Raw genomic sequence first — 17,507 nt, 5'->3', positions numbered from 1 at the left:
TTCCTTCTCACGGGTTTTTAGCCGGAACCAGCGGTTCGCGGCGGATCAGCAGACTGAAGTGACAGCTCAGCACGGTTTCGCGGCGCTGGTTCACCACGTTCAGCCGGGTCGTCGACACGCCGTGCTGCCCGTCCTTGTCCTTCAGTTCGATTATTTCGGCCTCCGTATGAATCGTATCGCCGATGAAGGTCGGCTTCAGGAAGCGCATCCGGTCGACGCCGTAGAACGCGGCGACCACCGCCGCATCGAATCCGAGCAGCGCGTTCGCGATCACGAACACGAGGCCGCCTTGCACGACGCGCTGGCCGTACAGGCTCTGTTTCGCGAATTCGGCGTTCGAATGAATCTCGAGCCAGTTGCCGGTCAGCATGCAAAAGTTGACCACGTCCGTCTCGGTGATCGTGCGGCCGCGTGAGCGGGCATGCTGGCCAACCGCCAGTTGCCCGTATGGCAGGTCCATCATCAGCGTCTCCTTGTCGGCGCTTTTCGTCGCGGGCGATGGCGAGCCCACGGTGCGCCTTTTCGGTCGATCATCGCAGCCATGCGGGCTGCACAACGGCAGTGCTGAGTTACTGGGGTTGCTGAATTGCCGCCGTCCGCTAGCGCGGCCGGCCTTTCACCATGCGCAGTGGCGCATAGGTCGCGACCACTTCGCCGCGCTGGTTGACGACTTCGTTGCGGGTGCGCACGAGGCCCCTGGTCGGCTGGCTGGTCGCGCGTGCTTCGATGACTTCGCAGCGCACGTGGATCGTGTCGCCGGCATTGGTCGGCTTGACGATCTTCAGCTCTGCCTCGAGAAACGCCATCCCGGTGCGCTGCATCGTGGTCTGCATCAGCAGCGCCTCGGCCATGCAGAAGACGAGCGAACCCGGCACTGGGCGGTTGCCCATCAGCGACGCTTCGCCGATGTACTCGATATTGGTAAACATCTCCTCGACCATGCCGGTGACGCCGACGAACAGCGTGATGTCGGTATCGCTGATGGTGCGGCCAAGTGTGCGGAATCGATAACCGACTTCGAGATCGTCCCAATAGAATCCCGTGCCGACGATGTCGAGGCCGTCGTGATCCTTCTGGCGCGTGGGTGTCGTCAAGGTATCTCCGAGAGAGGAATGGCGTGGCCGCGCGGGCCGCGCTAACAGCCGCGCCAGACTGGCGCGCGCCGCTCGGCGAACGCGCGCGGCCCTTCGATCGCATCCGCGCTCGCATAGACCGGACGATAGCGCTCTTTCGCGGCAGCAAGCCCGGCTTCGGCGCCTAGCGCTATCGCGTCGCGAATCGCGCCCTTGCCGGCCAGTACCGACAGCGGCGCATTCGCGGCGATCGACCGCGCGAGCTGCAATGCGCGCTCCAGCACGGCCGCGGACGACGCCTCGACATAATTGACAAAGCCCAGTTCGGCGAACCGCTCGACCGCCATCAGTTCGGCGGTCAATGTGAGCTCCATCAGCACCGGCTGCGGAAGCATCCACGCAAGCGGCACCGCCCACGGCGAGCCGCGCCCGCGCTTCGCTTCACTGATGCCGCCATAGGTGCCCGCCAGGCCGACACGCAAATCCGCGTTCAGCGACAGCACCATGCCGGCGCCGCTGAAATGCCCGGTCATCGCCGCGATGATCGGCTTTTGCACGTCGCGCATGCGCTCGTGAAATGGGTCTTTCATCAGATCGAGCACATCGTGGCCGGTTTCGGCGCGCACCATCGCCGCTTCCTTCAAGTCCATGCCCGCGCAGAACGTGCCGCACGGTGCGGCGGCGAGCACCACAACGCGTACGTCGCCATCGTTATCGACGCGCTCCCACAGCGCGTGCAGACGGTCAGCCGCGGCGATCGACAACGCATTGCGCCGCGCGGGCCGGTTCAGCGTGATCAGCGCAATGCCGTCCGCGAACTCGTACTGCACGTGGTCGCCCGGTCCGGACGGCCGCTCTTGCGCTACGTTGGACAGCGTGGACAACGTCGATTGCATGCCGCCTCCTAGATCACCGTAGCGCCAGATTAGCGGCAGTCGTTTCGTTACGTCAATTCTTATTTTGTTCTGATACGCACGCAATGGACGGCGTGAAAGCACTGTCAATTACGCTGGATGGCGATCTCCATGAGCGACTAGGTGTTTATACGCATGCCTCTTCTTTATACGTTGCGTGACAGCTTCATCTTGACTTGTCCATTTTGCACGATTAAATTTCATTCCGTTAATGTGACCGGCCCCATCGCTTCGACAGGAGACTTTATGACACGCAAGATACGGCTCGGCGCGGGCTCGGGCTTCTGGGGCGACGCGATGGATCCGGCGCTGGAACTGCTCACGCACGGCGAGCTGGACTATCTCGGCTTCGATTTCCTCGCCGAGCTGACCATGGCGCTGCTGCAACGGGCGAAGCAGAAAGACCCGGACCGCGGCTACGTGCCCGATGCCATCCACTATATGAAGGCGATGATGCCGCTCGCGCGCGAACGCGGCACGCGGCTGGTATCCAATGGCGGCGGCGTGAATCCACGTGCGGCGGCCGCGCGCATCGCCTCCGACGCGCGCGAACTCGGTCTGCAACGCACGCGCATCGCGCTCGTCGAAGGCGACGATCTGCTCGGCAAGCTGGATGAGATGCGCGCGGCTGGCGTGTCGCTCGCGAATCTCGATACCGGCGACACCGATTTCGACGCGATACGCGCGCGAGTCGTCGCGGCCAACGTGTATACGGATGCGAGCGGCGTCGTGGAAGGTCTTGCGGGCGGCGCTGACGTCGTGATCGCCGGACGCGTGTCGGACAACGCGATATATGTCGGCCCGATCATGCACGAGTACGGCTGGACCCATACGCCGGCGCATCAGCACGACATCGCCGCCGCCATCACGCTCGGGCATATTGTCGAATGCGCGTCGGCGTGCACCGGCGGAATGTCGTCGCGTTTCGCGCAGATGCCGCGGATGGGCCGGGTCGGTTTTCCGTTCTTCGATTTCTATGCGGACGGCAGCGCGGAGATCGGCAAGGTCGCCGGGTCCGGCGGGCGGATCGACGAGCTGACGGTGAAGGAACACCTCGTCTATGAAATCAACGACCCAGCGCGCTATACGATGCCGGACGGCATCGCCGACTTCAGGTCGCTCGGGCTCGCGCAGGTCGGGCAGGACCGCGTGCGGGTAAGCGGCGTGCGCGGCCGCGGCCTGCCGTCGTCCCTCAAGATGGCGGTCGGTTATCAGGACGGCTGGATCGGCGAGAGTCTCGCGTTCTTTCCGTGGCCCGACGCTTACGACCGCGCGTGCAAAGCCCGCGTCACGATGCTTGAACGCTTCGAGCGTCTCGGCCTTAAGGCGAGCCAAGTGCATTTCGATTTCATCGGCCTCAACACGCTGCATGGACCGGCCGCCCGGCTGCCCGAGCCGCACGTATTGCGCGAACTGAATGAACTCGGCCTGCGCTGCGCGGTACGCACCGAAACCGCCGACGAAGCGGACAAGGTCCGGCGCGCCGGCGCGCATCTATGGATCATGGGGCCGGGTGGGACTTCGTTCGGCACGCCGATCAAACCGCGCCCGGTCGTCGCGTTATGGCCGACGCTGGTGCCGCGCGAGTTCGTCAAACAGACTGTCGAAATCCTGGAGGCGTGACATGACCCGATTGCTGAGGGATATCTGCTACGTACGCTCGGGCGACAAGGGCGACGTGTGCACCGCCGGACTGATCGCCCGCACGCCCGCCGACTATCCGCTGCTGCTCGCGAGCGCGACGCCCGAAAGGATTCGCGCGCTGTTCGGCGACTGGTTGCAGGGACCCGTGCAGTGTCATCGGATGGATAACATCCAGGCGCTCGTCGTCGTGCTGAACAACGCGCTGGGAGGCGGCGCGACACGCACACTGCGGCTCGATCAGACCGGCAAGGCGCTAGGACATGCGTTGTTGCGGCTGCCAGTATGCGCGATGGCCGAATCCATGGCTGCCGGTGGTGGCGAAGACGAGGTAGCAAGTCCTGCGGTACCCGGCGCGCGCTGGTCGGCCGACGGCTAAATGCTCAGATGCGCGGCGGCGCGGGTTGTTCAGGCGCTAGTGGGCTGTCCGGCACGCCGTATCAAGCGCCTGACGCGCACGGCCTCATGGATTCGATGCCCCGCGGCCGATCTGCTGCGCGAGCGCTACCAGTTCGGAACCGAGAGTATCGGCGAGCGTCGCGACATCGCCCTGACCAGGTTCGGCGAGACATGCAAGCGCGCCGCCCGTCTGACCCGCGACGACAATCGGCGCGGCGATCGAACCCGCGCTGGATCCGGCGCGCGGCCCTTCGCCTGACTGCGTGCAGAAACCACGCTCCTCGAGCTCCTGGAACGCGCGATACACCTGCGGCATCACTCCGCCGCCGCCCGGCATGGACGCATCGGAGCGAATGTGCTGCACTATCTCGCCTTGCACATGGCTCGGCTGCGACCACAACCACGCACGGCCCACCGCCGTCGTCGCGATCGGCAGCAGCGCGCCGGTTGCGATCTGCGTGTCATGGGCAATCTCCTGACCACGGCCGGGTGCCGTCTCCGCCAACGCGCCGCCGCGATGCGCAATGCAGATCATGTCGAGACGTTCGCGCACTGCGATGATCAGGTCGACGCCGAAACGCTCGGCGAAACCGCGCAATCTCGCCTGGCCCGCGAGCACGAGCGGGTGATTGGACAGTAGCGCACGGCCGACCGACTGACACGCGACATCCGCCCGGTAGCGGTCGGTGCCAGGAATCGGGCAGACGAAGCGATGCGCGGCGAGCGTATTGATGAGACGCGCGACCGTCGCACGCGGCAGCCCCGTGCGCGCGGATAGATCGCCGATCGATAGCGAGTTGTCGCCGACGCGGAAGTTGCGCAGAATCTCGAGCCCACGCTGCAGCGAATCGACGGCCGTGCGCACGTCGGGCATGTCCTGGCGGACTTTCGGCGCGCTCGTGCGGTGCCTCATTCCCACGCTCCCACGCCGGCCGGTTCCGCACCGACGGTCTCGCCCAACTGCCGCTCAATCGACGCCTTGATCTGCATGAGTCGCGGGCCGATTTCGTTTTCGAGCCGCTCGGGCGGAAAGCGCAGTGCCGGCGCCGCGCAGCCGAGCACATAGGTAGTGGGTGCATTGCGCAGATCGAGTACGCAGCCGACCCCGTTCACGCCCCGCTCCGCTGTGCCGAGCGTCGCGCAGAAACCGCGCCGCTGAACCTGGCGGGCCGCGTCCTCAAGCGCGGGTTCGAGCGTGGCCCATTCGTCGGGAAAGCGTTCGCGCACTTCGTCGAGCAGTGCTTGCCGCTCGGACCCGGCGAGCTTGCCGACCAGTGCGTGGCCCATCGTCGAATGCGGCAATTGCATCCGCGAACCGGCATTGAGCCGCAGCGTCAGTATGTGCTCGCCGTGGAATACCTCGTTGCAGACCATATGCATGCCGTCGCGCAGCGACAATACCGCGAGCGCGTCGGTATCCCTCGCCAGTGCGCACAGATACGGGCGCGCGACCGTCCACACGTCAAGGCTCGAAAACGCGCCATAGCCGAGCGCAAGCGCCGCGGTGCCGAGCCGGTATTGACCTTGCTCGGCCGCGTAGTCGAGATAACCGAGACTGGTCAGATTCGCGGTGATGCGCGATACCGTCGGGCGCGGCAGGCCCACCGCGTCCGCGATCTGATGGTTCGACAACCATCCATTGCGCGGCGCGAAAGCGCGCAGGATAGAAAGCCCGCGCGACAGCACACTGACTTCCGGAGGGTTCGGGGAGTATTCGCTGGTCAATACGGGCCCATGATCGTGCATAAAACGAAATTTGCGGCGAGATTGCGGCCATATTCTAGCAAAATGGCGTGAACGGCCGTCTGCCGGAACAGTATGCAGAAAGTCTACCATAGAGCGCGAAATGAAATTACCGGCGAAATCGGTAGCGTCTGACGGAGGAGGTGGACGCCTTTGCCGACGCGCAGGAGAGTCCAACGATGACGATACCCGTGGCGCCGCTAAAGGATGAGTCGCAATAAGAGATGGACGGTAGAATCCCGGCGATACAAACTCGCCGATGAAAGGCTGGCGCATGGATGAGACGTACAGTACGCCCAGCCAGCGTAGCCCGCCCGTACGGGGGTGAAGCTGCTTGAGCATGTCTGGAATGCAGGACCCGGTGGAGTTGATGTCGCAGTACCGGGGCATGCCCTTTCTCTGCTGCGAGAGAAAGTGAGCCGAAGCGGCGGTGACTTGCTGGACACTGGCAAGGTGACGAAGTCCGTGGGAAACGGAGCTTGCGGCGAAGCGGTTACGCCAAGATGAGCTTCCAGGCTGAGCATGAGACGGTTGAGGGACACCAACCTGTTTAATCGCATCTGTGGGTTGAATCGTCACCCCTGCCTTCTACACCGCTTAACAGGCAGGACGCGGATCGGCGTCGGTCACATGTACGGGCGGCTGCCGCGAATGCTGGCCGGAGATGTATGCCGACCGCAGGGCATGACGGAGCGCGCGCAGCTAGACCGTGATATCTGCGACGACTTGCGGCAAGCAACGATAAAGACTGCGACAGGCAACCTCGCCCGTGCGATTGAGTCCAGCATGTGAACTGGGGAAGGTTTGCACAGATGCCAAGGGAGTGTGCCCCGATGATGTGCAAGCTGGCGGAGCCTCCGTAGTAGTCCGAGGCCGGGAAAGCCGGCCACATGGCGAAGGGGGGGCAGTCCAGGTGGTTTGCCAGGCAGATTAACTGACCCCAGTGAGGTGAAGACCTTTGATAATCAGTGAAATGCGAAGCAGACTGACGACATACCGCATGGAGACCAACAGCAGTTCGCTGGCTCCTGCGGTAGATTGTCTTCGCCTTTAGCGACGCCTGGATGGAGAGCCGGATGCGCTGAGAGGCGCACGTCCGGTTCGGAGAGGAGAGGCAGGGAAATAGTTCGACTACGCCCTGTCTCTTACTCTACTCCGCGTCAAGGGCGACTGGAAATATCTTTACCGCGCCGTTGATAAGGACGGCAACACCATCGATTTCCTGCTACGCGCCCATCGTGACAAGACTGCAGCCCGGGGTTACTTTGAAAAATCGATCGCCCAGAATGGCGTGCCCGAGACGGTGACCATCGACAAAAGCGGTGCCAATTTCGCCGCGCTCGAAGCGATCAATGCTGATCGTGAAACACCTATCAAGATCCGCCAGTCCAAATATCTCAACAACCTCGTCGAGCAGGACCATCGGGCGATCAAGCGGCGCACCCGGCCCATGCTGGGCTTCAAGAATTTCCGCTGTGCCCGGATCCTTCTGGCCGGCATTGAGCTCAATGGAATGAACGCCTCCCACCCGTGAGCGATGGGTTTCAGCAATGAAGGTGGACCCTCACGCGCCGACGGGCATCAAAGTGCCTAGGATGGAGGATCATACAGGTCTTCCCAGGCAAAACCGGAGGTGTCCGAAATGAACCTTACGCCAGTAGGGATCGATATTGCAAAGAGCGTCTTCCAGCTTCACTACGTGGACGCCGAGACAGGTGAAATCGTGAACAGGCCGGTCAAGCGAGCCAGGTTTCTCGAATACTTTGCGAACCGGGCGCCCTGCCTGATAGGGATGGAGGCGTGTGGCGGTGCACAGCACTGGGCACGGGAGCTGATAAAAATGGGGCATCAGGTAAAGCTGATGCCTGCAGAGTTCGTCAAGGCGTTCAACATCCGCAACAAGAACGATGCGGCCGACGCCCGGGCGGTCTGGCTGGCCGTGCAGCAGCCCAGCAAGGCGGTAGCGATAAAGACCGAAGCGCAGCAGGCCGTGCTGGCGCTGCACCGGATGCGTCAGCAGCTCGTCAAGTTCTGTACGATGCAGATCAACAGCCTACGCGGACCGTTGACCGAATACGGCGAAGTGATGGGCAGGGGCCGGGCTACGCTCGACAAGGCAATACCCGCGGTGCTGGCCAGGATATCGGATCGCCTACCTATGGTGTTGATCGATACGTTGCGAGAGCAGTGGGACGGGTTGACGAAGCTCGATGAACAGATCGCCGTGATTGAGCGGCGGCTGCGCCAGTGGATGCAGGAGGACAAGGCGGTCAAGGCGATTACCGCGATCCCAGGCGTTGGTGTGCTCACGGCGACCGCTGGGTGGCGACAATGGGCGATGCGAAGTCGTTTAGATCAGGGCGCGAGTTCGCGGCCTGGATCGGTCTTGTGCCGAAGCAAACGGGCTCGGGAGGCAAATTGACGTTGCTGGGTATCAGCAAGCGCGATGACACGTATCTGCGCACGCTGCTGATTCACGGTGCGCGCAGCGTGCTGCACCACGTTAGAGAACCCGGTCCCTGGGTCGACCAGATCAGAAAGCGCAGACCGCCGAACGTGGTAATCGTAGCACTGGCCAACAAGATAGCGCGGACGATCTGGGCAATCCTCGCCCACGATCAACCGTACCAGAAGGGGTACGTGAGCGCGAAGCCAGCCTGAACGGTTTAGCGCTGCGTAGAGGATTACGTTTTACACAGGATGGTACGTCGAAAGGTTGCGTCGGCAATCGAATGTAATGACAAGACAGGTTGGACCCCGACTCGCTAAACCTGAATGTGCATAAGAGCCTCGAGCTCGTGAGCTCAATGAGGTGCGGGTCAGCGGATTTCATAGGGGCCCGCAGCGGCCGTATCGGCTGCAGTAAGGCTGATGGCATGGACTCCCGCCCCCTTCGGGGTGCACACTTTCGGAGCCACTTTCCGGAGATTCGAGATGCCTACGCTGACCATCGGTCTTGAGATTGCGAAAAACGTGTTCCAGGTACACGGTGTCGATCGTAGCGGCAAGCCGGTCATACGGCGGAAACTGCGCCGGGCGGAGGTACTAAAGTTCTTCTCAAAGCTGCAGCCGAGTCTGATCGGTATCGAAGCGTGTCACGGTTCCCATTACTGGGCCCGTGAATTGACCTTCCTTGGACACACGGTACGTCTGCTGCCAACGCAGTACGTGAAACCATTCCGGGTCGGCGGAAAGAACGATGCGAATGATGCGGCAGCCATTTGCGCAGCTGTTCGCCGGCCTGGCATTCACCCGGTACCCATCAAGAGCGCCGAACAGCAGTCGTTACGGTCTGTTCACCGCATGCGTGAGCGACTCATCCACGAACGAACCGCGAAATCGAACCAGATTCGCAGCATGTTTGCCGAAGAGGGATTCATCTTCCCGAAAGGCATTCCCCATTTGAGACAGGGTATCGTTGCACTCGTCAACGATTTCGATGCCCGGATCACGCTCCTGCTGCGGCGGCTGGGATCGATGTACCTCGAACAGCTGGCGGCCCTGCAACAATGGCTCGATGAACTCGCCAACGAGATCGCCGAAATAGTGAAACGCAATGAAGGTTGCCAGCGACTTGCTACGGTTCCCGGCATTGGCCCGCTTGTAGCGACCGCATTGTTCAGCAGCGTTGGAGATCCGTCGCAGTTCAAGAACGGGCGCCAGTTCGCGGCATGGTTGGGCTTGACGCCGACGCAACGATCAAGCGGCGGCAAGTCGATGCTGGGCGGCATTACTAAACGCGGCGACACGTATCTCCGGACTCTGCTTGTACAAGGTGCGCGCGCAGTGATGCGTTTCGTGAATCGCCGCGACGACCGGCATAGTCGATGGATCAAAGCTGTGATGCAACGCCGTCACATGAGTGTCGCCGCAATCGCTCTGGCGAACAAGACAGCGCGGATCGCCTGGGCAATATTGACGAGCAATGATAGCTTCAAGGTCGCGTAGCAGCACTTAACATCTAAAGTACTTTTAGCCTCTTCGCGATTGCGCAAGAAGCGGCAAGCATGGCGAACCGGTCGGACCGGCGCTTGCAGACCCTGATATATCCGGCGGCTGCAGTACGAAGCCAGAAGGCCGATGAGGGGCAAGCGCGCAAACTTCCATGATGGCTCGTGCTGATAGCAAGCACATCAAAAGCCGAATGTACGGACGCAGTCGAGACCTTCAAAATGCAAACCGATCTTGCTCATAGGCGGGAGTCCATGTACGGATATACAGCAGACGCGGGCTTTGAAGTTTGTGGTAGATGAGCGGGTCGCTGCCGGGTAATGGCATTTAGCTGGCGCTTGTACGCAGCGACGGATGGGGGCGCCGGATCGCAAGAAGTCACATAAGAAACCGTTGCGAGGGTGAGTAAGGATGGGATTTCGATCATCCAAAGCTCAACGTCGCGGCAACGCCGTAGGCAGCGCCAATTGGTTACGCACGTAACACGTCCAGCACTATCCCGCACGCCGGTTCAGCCACAGTCGGCCTGCGGCCGTCATATTGATGACCCCGCCAGTGCGCGACTCGTACGCAAGCCCACGAGTCAATAGTTCGTCGGTCATGGGGCGCGGAATCTCCGATTCGGAATCAGGAATTCGATCGAGCGATTTGAGAGCCTGGACAGCCTCGGCCGAGAGTTGGATGTACATGGTGGCCTCCTGAAGCTGAGATCATCATGGACCGGATGAAATTCTCCCGTCTGTACGGTGGCGACCACTTGGCCGCCCCTTCGTGACGTCGGGTAGTCGCGTGCAGTAAAGGCTCGCTGGGAACAACGCCTCTCTGGGATCGCGTCCGATTGTTTCCGCAGCCACCTCGTCTAAACGTATTGAGCGGCTGAATGCATTTGATGTCGACCAGCCACGCGCGGATGGGAATACTCGGGTTGAGTTGATGACGCGTCCCGGCTGATACCGGGCATTTGCGATACCTGCCTGCTCCGGCGGTTTGATGCCTGTTTCCGTACCAAGTATTCACCGGAAGCAGAATGTCGAAGGCGCGGTTGACGACCTTGTTGCCGCCGAGCGTGGCTGCCGCCATTTTCGTCGCGGCGCGGCATAGGCGAGAGCATCTTCGGGAGCGTCTGATTCGCAGGTTGCACGGACATCGACTGTGCGATTTGACCCGCCACGACCACTGAATGGCACAGTGCGGGCCCATTCCAGATTCGGTCGCCGATGAAAACGCGTTGCCTTCGTTCACAGGCTGCGCTACGCGATCTCGCTTACAGACGAGTCAATGAATCGAGATCAAGAATACGGATCCGCTTGCCTCGTGTATCGACAAGGCCTTCCTTCTACAACTTCGACAACATGCGGCTCACTGTTTCTAGCTTTATCCCGAGATAGCTGCCGATTTCGTCGCGCGTCATGCGCAGGTAGAATTCCGCGGCGGAGTAGCCCCGCGCATTCAAGCGTTGCGACAGGTTGATCAGGAACGCAGCGACGCGTTGCTCGGCCGACATCGTGCCGAGCAGCATCATGAGGCCGGATTCGCGGACGATCTCGCCGCTCATCATCCGGTGTACGTGGTGTTGCATCGCCTTGACTTCACGACACAGCAATTCAAGGAGGTCGAACGGGATGATGCACACGAGGCTGTCCTCGAGCGCAATCGCGTCGCAGCTGTGCTGTTCGGCAAAGACACCGTCGAGCCCGAGCGTTTCTCCCGCGAGCTGAAAGCCTGTGATCTGCTGAAGGTATCTCGAATTCGTTAGACTGCGGGCCCTGAGTAATCAACGACTGTCTAACGAATTCGGTCGGGCTCTACGGACCACCGCGAACCGAATTAGTTGGACTGGCCGGATTTCTGTCGCGAATTCGTTAGACTGGGCTAAGTGCCCTCTTCCCGGCGGCCTCTGCGCCGATGCCAACAAATTCGATAGCTCGAACGACGCGCTAGACCGTCCTGCCGATCGCATGAGGCAGCCGTCGGCCAAGAAGCGATCCCGTGCGCATCCTTAACCTCAATCAACGTGAAGTTGCCGAGTACAGGCAAGATCTCCATCATCGCGTGCCGCGGGGCTACGCGAAAGAATTCTCGGTTCGAGGCTACGCGATATTTATTGAGCACTTGATGCGCGGCTCGCTCACTAGCATGTTCAAAAAGTCGGCTTTCAAAAAGGGCCTACAACGCCTTGGTGGCGTGTCGGGAAGGGTAAAGTGACCCCTCAAAACCTGTAACTTTTGTGTTTTGACACACCCTCGGCCGGAACTGGCCGAGTCCGGTCTTTTCGGAGATGTGCCGTTGCTTTTCCGATGTCCCAGGCTGAGCAGGCGCGGCGTTTCGCTCCGCTGCCCGAGAAGCTTCAGCGTTGAGTAACGCGGGCACCGGAAAGCACAAACATAAGAGAATCGCTGGTTCAACGCGTCCCCGCCATTGTCGCTACCAGGCGCAAGATCTTATCCACGTGGAGCTTCTGGAGTCGCGTTACCGCAGAAGACCGGCGCGCTCCCCACGACCTTCTTCAAATTTTTATCCAACATCGTCGTTCTCTAGTCAGCGGTGTAACGACCGCCACGGGCACACGGGCAATCGCGCGTCGCTGTGGCCGTTCGCGACTGGGAGACAGCAATGGGTATCAATGTAAATGGCCAACTGCTCGGGAGCGGAGTCGATCTGAATGCGGGCGACTCTTCGTTCTGGTGGGTCGGTCCGATGAACTACGGAGAAATCCTGTGGGCGGCGGCGATCCCGCTGTCGGGACCGCCGTGGGATAAGAACATCGAAGTCCGCAACCTTTCCAACGATTGCGACGCCGAAGGCAATCGCGTCGTGCTGCTTGAGGTGCATAACAAGAGCGCAACCGACTTCGCTTCGTACGGACTCTTCATTGCGTGGACCGACGCAATCCAGAGCTAGCCGCTGTGCATTCCCCAATTCCATGGAACATGACGAGGAATCCGCCATGACGGCATTGCAGCGTGCGACGGCGCAGCAGATCGGCGCGACCGTGGTGAAGGTGCACGCAAGCCACATGCCGATGCTATCGAAGCCGATTGAAGTGGCAGCGGCGATCATCGACGCGGCGCGTGTGGTCCGTAAGCAAAAGCCAACAAGCCGCGCAAAGGGTCGCGCTGAACAAAAAGCGTCGCCGCGAAAGCCCTGGCGCCGCTTTTCTGCATCTGCGCTCAAGGGCCGAAGCGGCGAACTAGCCGCCGACCGGCACCGCACGCCGACACGGAAGGTTACCTCTGGCACCGGAGGGCAAAGTCCGTCAGGGCGAAAGCTCTGACGGGACCGCCGCACGCGCTCAGACGAGGTCGAAGCGGTCGAGGTTCATCACCTTGACCCACGCTGCGACAAAGTCGCGAAGGAATTTCTCCTGCCCGTCCTCGCTTGCATAAACTTCAGACAGCGCCCGCAACTGCGCATGCGAACCGAACACCAGATCGACGCGGCTGCCGGTCCACTTCAACTCGCCGGTCTTCCGGTCCCACCCCTCGAACACATCCCGGGATTCCGAAGTCGGCTTCCATTCCGTACCCATGTCCAGCAGGTTGCGGAAGAAGTCATTGGTCAGCGTTTCGGGCCGCTTGGTGAAGACGCCATGCGAATCTTGCCCGCTCTGGACCTTCAGGGCGCGCAAGCCGCCGAGGAGCACCGTCATCTCCGGCGCGGTCAACGTCAGCAATTGCGCTTTGTCAATGAGCAATGCCTCAGCCGGGACACGGAACGTGCGCTTCAGATAGTTGCGGAAGCCATCGGCGACCGGTTCCAGCGCCCCAACGGATTTCACGTCGGTCTGTTCCTGCGAGGCGTCCATGCGTCCCGGCGCAAACGGCACCGTCACCTGATGGCCGGCGTTTTTTGCCGCCTGTTCGATGCCGGCGTTGCCGGCCAGCACGATTAGGTCCGCCAGGGAGATTTTCTGCCCGCCTGACTGTGCACTGTTGAACTCGCTCTGAATGCCTTCGAGGACCTTCAGTACCTTCGCCAGTTGCTCGGGCTGGTTGACGGCCCAGTCTTTCTGCGGGGCGAGACGAATGCGTGCACCGTTGGCGCCCCCACGCTTGTCCGAGCCGCGGAAGGTCGACGCCGACGCCCATGCCGTCGACACCAGTTGCGAGATGGGCAGCCCCGACGCCAGGATCTTCTGCTTGAGCGAGACGACGTCCTGCTCATTGACGAGCGGGTGGTCAACTGCCGGAATGGGGTCCTGCCAGATCAGTTCTTCCGCAGGCACTTCCGGCCCGAGGTAGCGGGCGCGCGGTCCCATGTCGCGGTGAGTCAGCTTGAACCATGCACGGGCGAAGGCATCGGCAAGCTGGTCGGGATTCTCCAGAAAGCGCCGCGAAATCTTCTCGTAGGCGGGGTCCAGGCGCAGCGAGAGGTCGGTAGTGAGCATCGTCGGCCGCCGCTTTTTCGACGGATCGTGAGCATGCGGGATCGTCTCGTCGGCGCCCCTGGCGACCCATTGGTTGGCGCCGGCAGGGCTCTTGGTCAGTTCCCAGTCGTACTTGAACAGGTTCTCGAAGAAGCCGTTGCCCCATTTCGTCGGCGTGGTGGTCCAGGTGACTTCCAGACCGCTGGTGATGGTGTCGGCGCCCTTGCCGGTGCCGAAGCTGTTCCTCCAGCCCAGCCCCTGGTTCTCCAGATCGGCGCTCTCGGGTTCGGGACCGACGTTGTCGGCGGGACCGGCGCCATGCGTCTTGCCGAAGGTGTGGCCGCCGGCGATCAGCGCGACCGTTTCCTCGTCGTTCATGGCCATGCGAGAGAAAGTTTCGCGGATGTCGTGTGCGGCGGCGATTGGGTCCGGATTACCGTTGGGACCTTCCGGGTTGACATAGATCAGGCCCATCTGCACGGCGCCCAGCGGATTTTCCAGGTTGCGTCCGTTGTCGTCGCGGCTTACCTCTTCGCCGTGCTTTTGTTCGTCGGCGACAATCACGCCGCCGTCGTCGTTATCGCCTGCGGCTCCTTTGCCGTAGCGGACGTCGCCGCCCAGCCAGGTCTTTTCGTTGCCCCAGTAGACGTCTAGGTCCGGCTCCCACGTGTCGGGGCGACCACCGGCGAACCCGAAGGTCTTCAAGCCCATGCTTTCCAGCGCGACGTTGCCGGTGAGGACCAGCAGATCGGCCCAGGAAATTTTCTGGCCGTACTTCTGTTTGATCGGCCAGAGCAGGCGCCGCGCCTTGTCGAGGCTGACGTTGTCCGGCCAGCTGTTGAGCGGCGCGAAACGCTGCTGACCGCGCCCGGCGCCACCGCGGCCATCGCCGATGCGGTACGTGCCGGCACTGTGCCAGGCCATGCGGATAAAGAGCGGACCGTAGTGGCCGAAGTCCGCCGGCCACCAATCCTGCGAATCGGTCATCAGCGCGGCGAGATCCTTCTTCACCGCAGCCAGATCGAGGCTCTTGAAAGCGTCTGCGTAATTGAAGCTGCCGTCCAGCGGATCCGATCTGCTGGAGTGCTGGCTTAGCAGGTCCAGCCGCAGCTGCTTCGGCCACCAGTCACGGTTCGTCGCGCCGCCGCCGGCAGTATGGTTGAACGGGCACTTTGCTTCGGTTGACATGCGTTATCTCCTTGGGGGATGTACCCACTACCTGTTCTTTCACGGCGTCTGGCTTCTACGGTGCATCGCCTATGCCGCGCCGACGGGGACGTCGGGAAATCACATGGTGCGCTTTTTTTGTTGTACCACTTGCTGTCACTCGACGCGCATGCTCCTGATCCGATGATGGACGTCGTTGCGTGCATTGGCCCGTATGGTCCGCGTCGGCCGGTCTACTGCAAATCGAAACATCTGTGAGCGCCACCATCAACCCAGTGCGATTTTTGCAATGCAATTGATGGCTCACAACGATAAGCTGGAAGGTCCCTGATATCTCTTTGCTTGCTGGCAGTTGTGGTTGATGAGCTTGCTTGATCGACGCCCGACGCTACTGCCGTGTCATACCTTCCCGCGTCGTGGCATCGACCCAGTTATTTCAAGGAGCACTTGGGTGGCGCCCTTCGTAGGGGGACGACTTTCCTATCTGAACTACAGGACGCAGCAACGCAACTGCACGCCCAGTATTGCCTGTTTCCAATGAAGCCAGTAATCAGCACGCATTCGTCGGTGCAATCTCCGGGTTCACAGCCCTGGTCTATGTTTTCGAACGTTGTCGGATCGAGCGCGCACCACACACTGCAGTTGCCAAATCTGGCGGAGCGCAATCTTTCCTTCAGTTCCGGGGGATACTCTGAGCGCTCCAGTGCACGTGCAACCAGTTGACCGTCCTGCTCATAAGCAGTAAGCACTTTCCCGACAATCTTGAACATGGCACCACCTCCTTGACCGAATCACGGACGTAGCGCAGGCTTCGTGCTTGATTGCGCACGTCGGTCGGTAGCCAGCGGCCGGACATCAGGATCGTCGCCGGACGCAGCCTCTCCGGCGAAAGTGCGCAGAAATCCCCCATAGCAGTCGGCGAATGCAAATGGGTCCAAGGAATGGCGATTCTGGGTAAGGACGAAGTTTGGAAATTCGTATGGACCCCGTACAAACGATACCAATGTGTTGTTGCCTACCAGATTCTCGCTGCCTTCGACCTGCAGAACTTGACCGCGAGCCCCGCCGCTAACGGTCGAGAAGCGCAGGACCAAATTAGTCCTGGCACAAGCTTGCAGCAACTTCGCCCGGGCGAATTGAGAGATATCTCTTGTAATAGTCAGCGTCCCGTACGGCCGCCAGCCGTTCTCATCCATCAGTCGCTCCGAGAGACGCCCACGATTCTGACGTGCGACGTTCTCAATAAGCTGACAATCCGGCTGCAACAATGGACCACGGGCATCAGCAGTCAGCACATTCGGCTTGTCGGCGAAGGGATTGCCGCCTGTGGTGCTCAATCGGCTGCCGGATCGCTTCGCCAAGCGGTCAATCGGCTTATTCATGCCGTGTCTCCTGCGTGGATCGTCAACCAACAATAGACTATCGAGATCGCATACGTAAATTGACTATTTAGATGCCTTCGATAGTAGATATGTATCGATGGGACACTTCGGTCGAGTCACCACAAATCGTGGATTTGCATACGCAATCGACCAGAGAGTCCGACTGTACATCGCGCGGCCCGCAGCCCGGTAACGCGGACCTACCCCTCCTCTATTGACTCCAAACGCAATGCGCTTATTTCCTTTGGCAGCAAAAACTTCGGGGTGCAGCGTTGTCAACTATTTGTTAAAAAAACAGGACGCGGTTTGTCCGCACGTGAGCGGCGGCCGACGTGGTGCGATGAACTCACGATCCGATTCGCGCCCCGTCCCAACAGTGCACGAAAGCGCAATAACACCGCTCAGCGCAAGCGTGGCGACCATAATTGGACCGAGGTGTTTCATGATAGTGGCCTTCGGAATATTACGTGCCGCAATACATAGGCGAATCAACGTAACGCTGCCTCATGTCAATAGCGTGCTGTTCTCAAACCTTTGAAGCGTGCCATGTTCATCTAGGCAACCGCAGCGCTGCTTGTTTCATTCCCTGAACCGCTTGGGTTTCCTGGACACATTGCAATGTTAGTGTCAGACCTTTCATGAGCCTTCGGCCGTAGGCCTGAACTGCTGCAGAAATCCTGGACAGAAATGAGTGTTAGTGTTTCGGAGCAATTTTCCCCACAGCACGGGAGGTTGGCGATGAAACACCAACAGTATTCGGTGGAGCAGATTGTGGCCGCGCTCAAGCAGGCCGAACTGGGCATGCCGGTGGCGGATCTGATCCGGCAACTGGGAATCTCCGAGCAGACGTACTACCGCTGGAAGAGGATGT

15 protein-coding genes and 3 pseudogenes are annotated in these 17,507 nt (G+C 60.8%); 9 read left to right on the top strand and 9 right to left on the bottom strand.

Annotated elements, in window-relative coordinates; all coding sequences use genetic code 11:
- Positions 1-7: 7 nt before the first annotated feature.
- The 3 genes from ABQJ48_RS34835 to ABQJ48_RS34825 form a co-directional block, all read right to left on the bottom strand.
- Positions 8-463, bottom strand: coding sequence for a MaoC/PaaZ C-terminal domain-containing protein (locus ABQJ48_RS34835; protein ID WP_367842456.1), 456 nt, complete (start codon positions 461-463; stop codon positions 8-10).
- A gap of 136 nt (positions 464-599) precedes the next feature.
- On the bottom strand, positions 600-1,094 hold the full coding sequence (locus ABQJ48_RS34830) for a MaoC family dehydratase (protein WP_367842455.1): 495 nt from the start codon (positions 1,092-1,094) through the stop codon (positions 600-602).
- A 41-nt stretch (positions 1,095-1,135) separates the two neighbouring features.
- A complete protein-coding gene (locus tag ABQJ48_RS34825; RefSeq protein WP_367842454.1) occupies positions 1,136-1,969 on the bottom strand; it encodes an enoyl-CoA hydratase/isomerase family protein in 834 nt (277 codons plus the stop codon).
- 264 nt (positions 1,970-2,233) lie between these two features.
- Between ABQJ48_RS34825 and ABQJ48_RS34820 the strand changes: the two genes are divergently transcribed.
- Together ABQJ48_RS34820 and ABQJ48_RS34815 are read left to right on the top strand one after the other, a co-directional pair.
- Positions 2,234-3,610: an acyclic terpene utilization AtuA family protein gene (locus tag ABQJ48_RS34820; protein WP_367842453.1), complete on the top strand. Its 1,377-nt coding sequence runs from the start codon at positions 2,234-2,236 to the stop codon at positions 3,608-3,610.
- Between the two features lies 1 nt (position 3,611).
- A complete protein-coding gene (locus tag ABQJ48_RS34815) occupies positions 3,612-4,007 on the top strand; it encodes an AtuA-related protein (protein ID WP_367842452.1) in 396 nt (131 codons plus the stop codon).
- 84 nt (positions 4,008-4,091) lie between these two features.
- Here the strand turns inward: ABQJ48_RS34815 and ABQJ48_RS34810 are convergent, their stop codons facing one another.
- On the bottom strand, positions 4,092-4,940 hold the full coding sequence (locus ABQJ48_RS34810) for an IclR family transcriptional regulator (RefSeq protein ID WP_367842451.1): 849 nt from the start codon (positions 4,938-4,940) through the stop codon (positions 4,092-4,094).
- Positions 4,937-5,752 (bottom strand): IclR family transcriptional regulator, encoded by an 816-nt coding sequence (locus tag ABQJ48_RS34805; RefSeq protein WP_367842450.1) that lies wholly within the window; start codon positions 5,750-5,752, stop codon positions 4,937-4,939. Before ABQJ48_RS34805 ends, ABQJ48_RS34810 begins: the two co-directional genes overlap by 4 nt.
- 1,165 nt (positions 5,753-6,917) lie before the next feature.
- Between ABQJ48_RS34805 and ABQJ48_RS34800 the strand changes: the two are divergent.
- The 3 genes and pseudogenes from ABQJ48_RS34800 to ABQJ48_RS34790 form a co-directional block, all read left to right on the top strand.
- Positions 6,918-7,304 (top strand): annotated as a pseudogene (locus ABQJ48_RS34800) (IS6 family transposase); the annotation flags it as partial.
- Between the two features lie 108 nt (positions 7,305-7,412).
- Positions 7,413-8,431, top strand: a pseudogene (locus tag ABQJ48_RS34795) (IS110 family RNA-guided transposase).
- Positions 8,432-8,704: 273 nt separating this feature from the next.
- Positions 8,705-9,718: an IS110 family RNA-guided transposase gene (locus ABQJ48_RS34790; RefSeq protein ID WP_367842449.1), complete on the top strand. Its 1,014-nt coding sequence runs from the start codon at positions 8,705-8,707 to the stop codon at positions 9,716-9,718.
- A 497-nt stretch (positions 9,719-10,215) separates the two neighbouring features.
- On the opposite strand, the gene ABQJ48_RS34785 is transcribed toward ABQJ48_RS34790, so the two are convergent.
- Positions 10,216-10,410, bottom strand: coding sequence for a hypothetical protein (locus ABQJ48_RS34785; protein WP_367842448.1), 195 nt, complete (start codon positions 10,408-10,410; stop codon positions 10,216-10,218).
- Between the two features lie 575 nt (positions 10,411-10,985).
- Positions 10,986-11,456, bottom strand: a pseudogene (locus ABQJ48_RS34780) (helix-turn-helix domain-containing protein); the annotation flags it as partial.
- Positions 11,457-11,710: 254 nt separating this feature from the next.
- Between ABQJ48_RS34780 and ABQJ48_RS34775 the strand changes: the two are divergent.
- The 3 genes from ABQJ48_RS34775 (at position 11,711) to ABQJ48_RS34765 (ending at position 12,995) form a co-directional block, all read left to right on the top strand.
- Positions 11,711-11,926, top strand: coding sequence for a hypothetical protein (locus tag ABQJ48_RS34775; protein WP_367842447.1), 216 nt, complete (start codon positions 11,711-11,713; stop codon positions 11,924-11,926).
- 408 nt (positions 11,927-12,334) lie between these two features.
- Positions 12,335-12,622 carry a hypothetical protein gene (locus tag ABQJ48_RS34770; RefSeq protein WP_367842446.1) on the top strand — a complete coding sequence of 96 codons (288 nt, stop codon included), beginning with the start codon at positions 12,335-12,337 and terminating at the stop codon, positions 12,620-12,622.
- Between the two features lie 46 nt (positions 12,623-12,668).
- A complete protein-coding gene (locus tag ABQJ48_RS34765; protein WP_367842445.1) occupies positions 12,669-12,995 on the top strand; it encodes a hypothetical protein in 327 nt (108 codons plus the stop codon).
- Between the two features lie 18 nt (positions 12,996-13,013).
- On the opposite strand, the gene katG is transcribed toward ABQJ48_RS34765, so the two are convergent.
- Positions 13,014-15,275: a catalase/peroxidase HPI gene (katG, locus tag ABQJ48_RS34760; RefSeq protein WP_367842444.1), complete on the bottom strand. Its 2,262-nt coding sequence runs from the start codon at positions 15,273-15,275 to the stop codon at positions 13,014-13,016.
- A gap of 770 nt (positions 15,276-16,045) precedes the next feature.
- Positions 16,046-16,636 (bottom strand): catalase, encoded by a 591-nt coding sequence (locus tag ABQJ48_RS34755; RefSeq protein ID WP_367842443.1) that lies wholly within the window; start codon positions 16,634-16,636, stop codon positions 16,046-16,048.
- Between the two features lie 738 nt (positions 16,637-17,374).
- On the opposite strand from ABQJ48_RS34755, the gene ABQJ48_RS34750 reads away from it, so the two are divergent.
- A partial coding sequence (locus ABQJ48_RS34750) for a transposase (protein WP_367842471.1) occupies positions 17,375-17,507 on the top strand: 133 nt, incomplete at its 3' end.

The sequence above is a fragment of the Paraburkholderia suaedae genome (assembly GCF_040812055.1).
GTDB lineage: Bacteria > Pseudomonadota > Gammaproteobacteria > Burkholderiales > Burkholderiaceae > Paraburkholderia.
The sequence above is the reverse complement of the archived record's forward strand: the minus strand, read 5'-3'. Positions and strand labels throughout refer to the sequence as shown.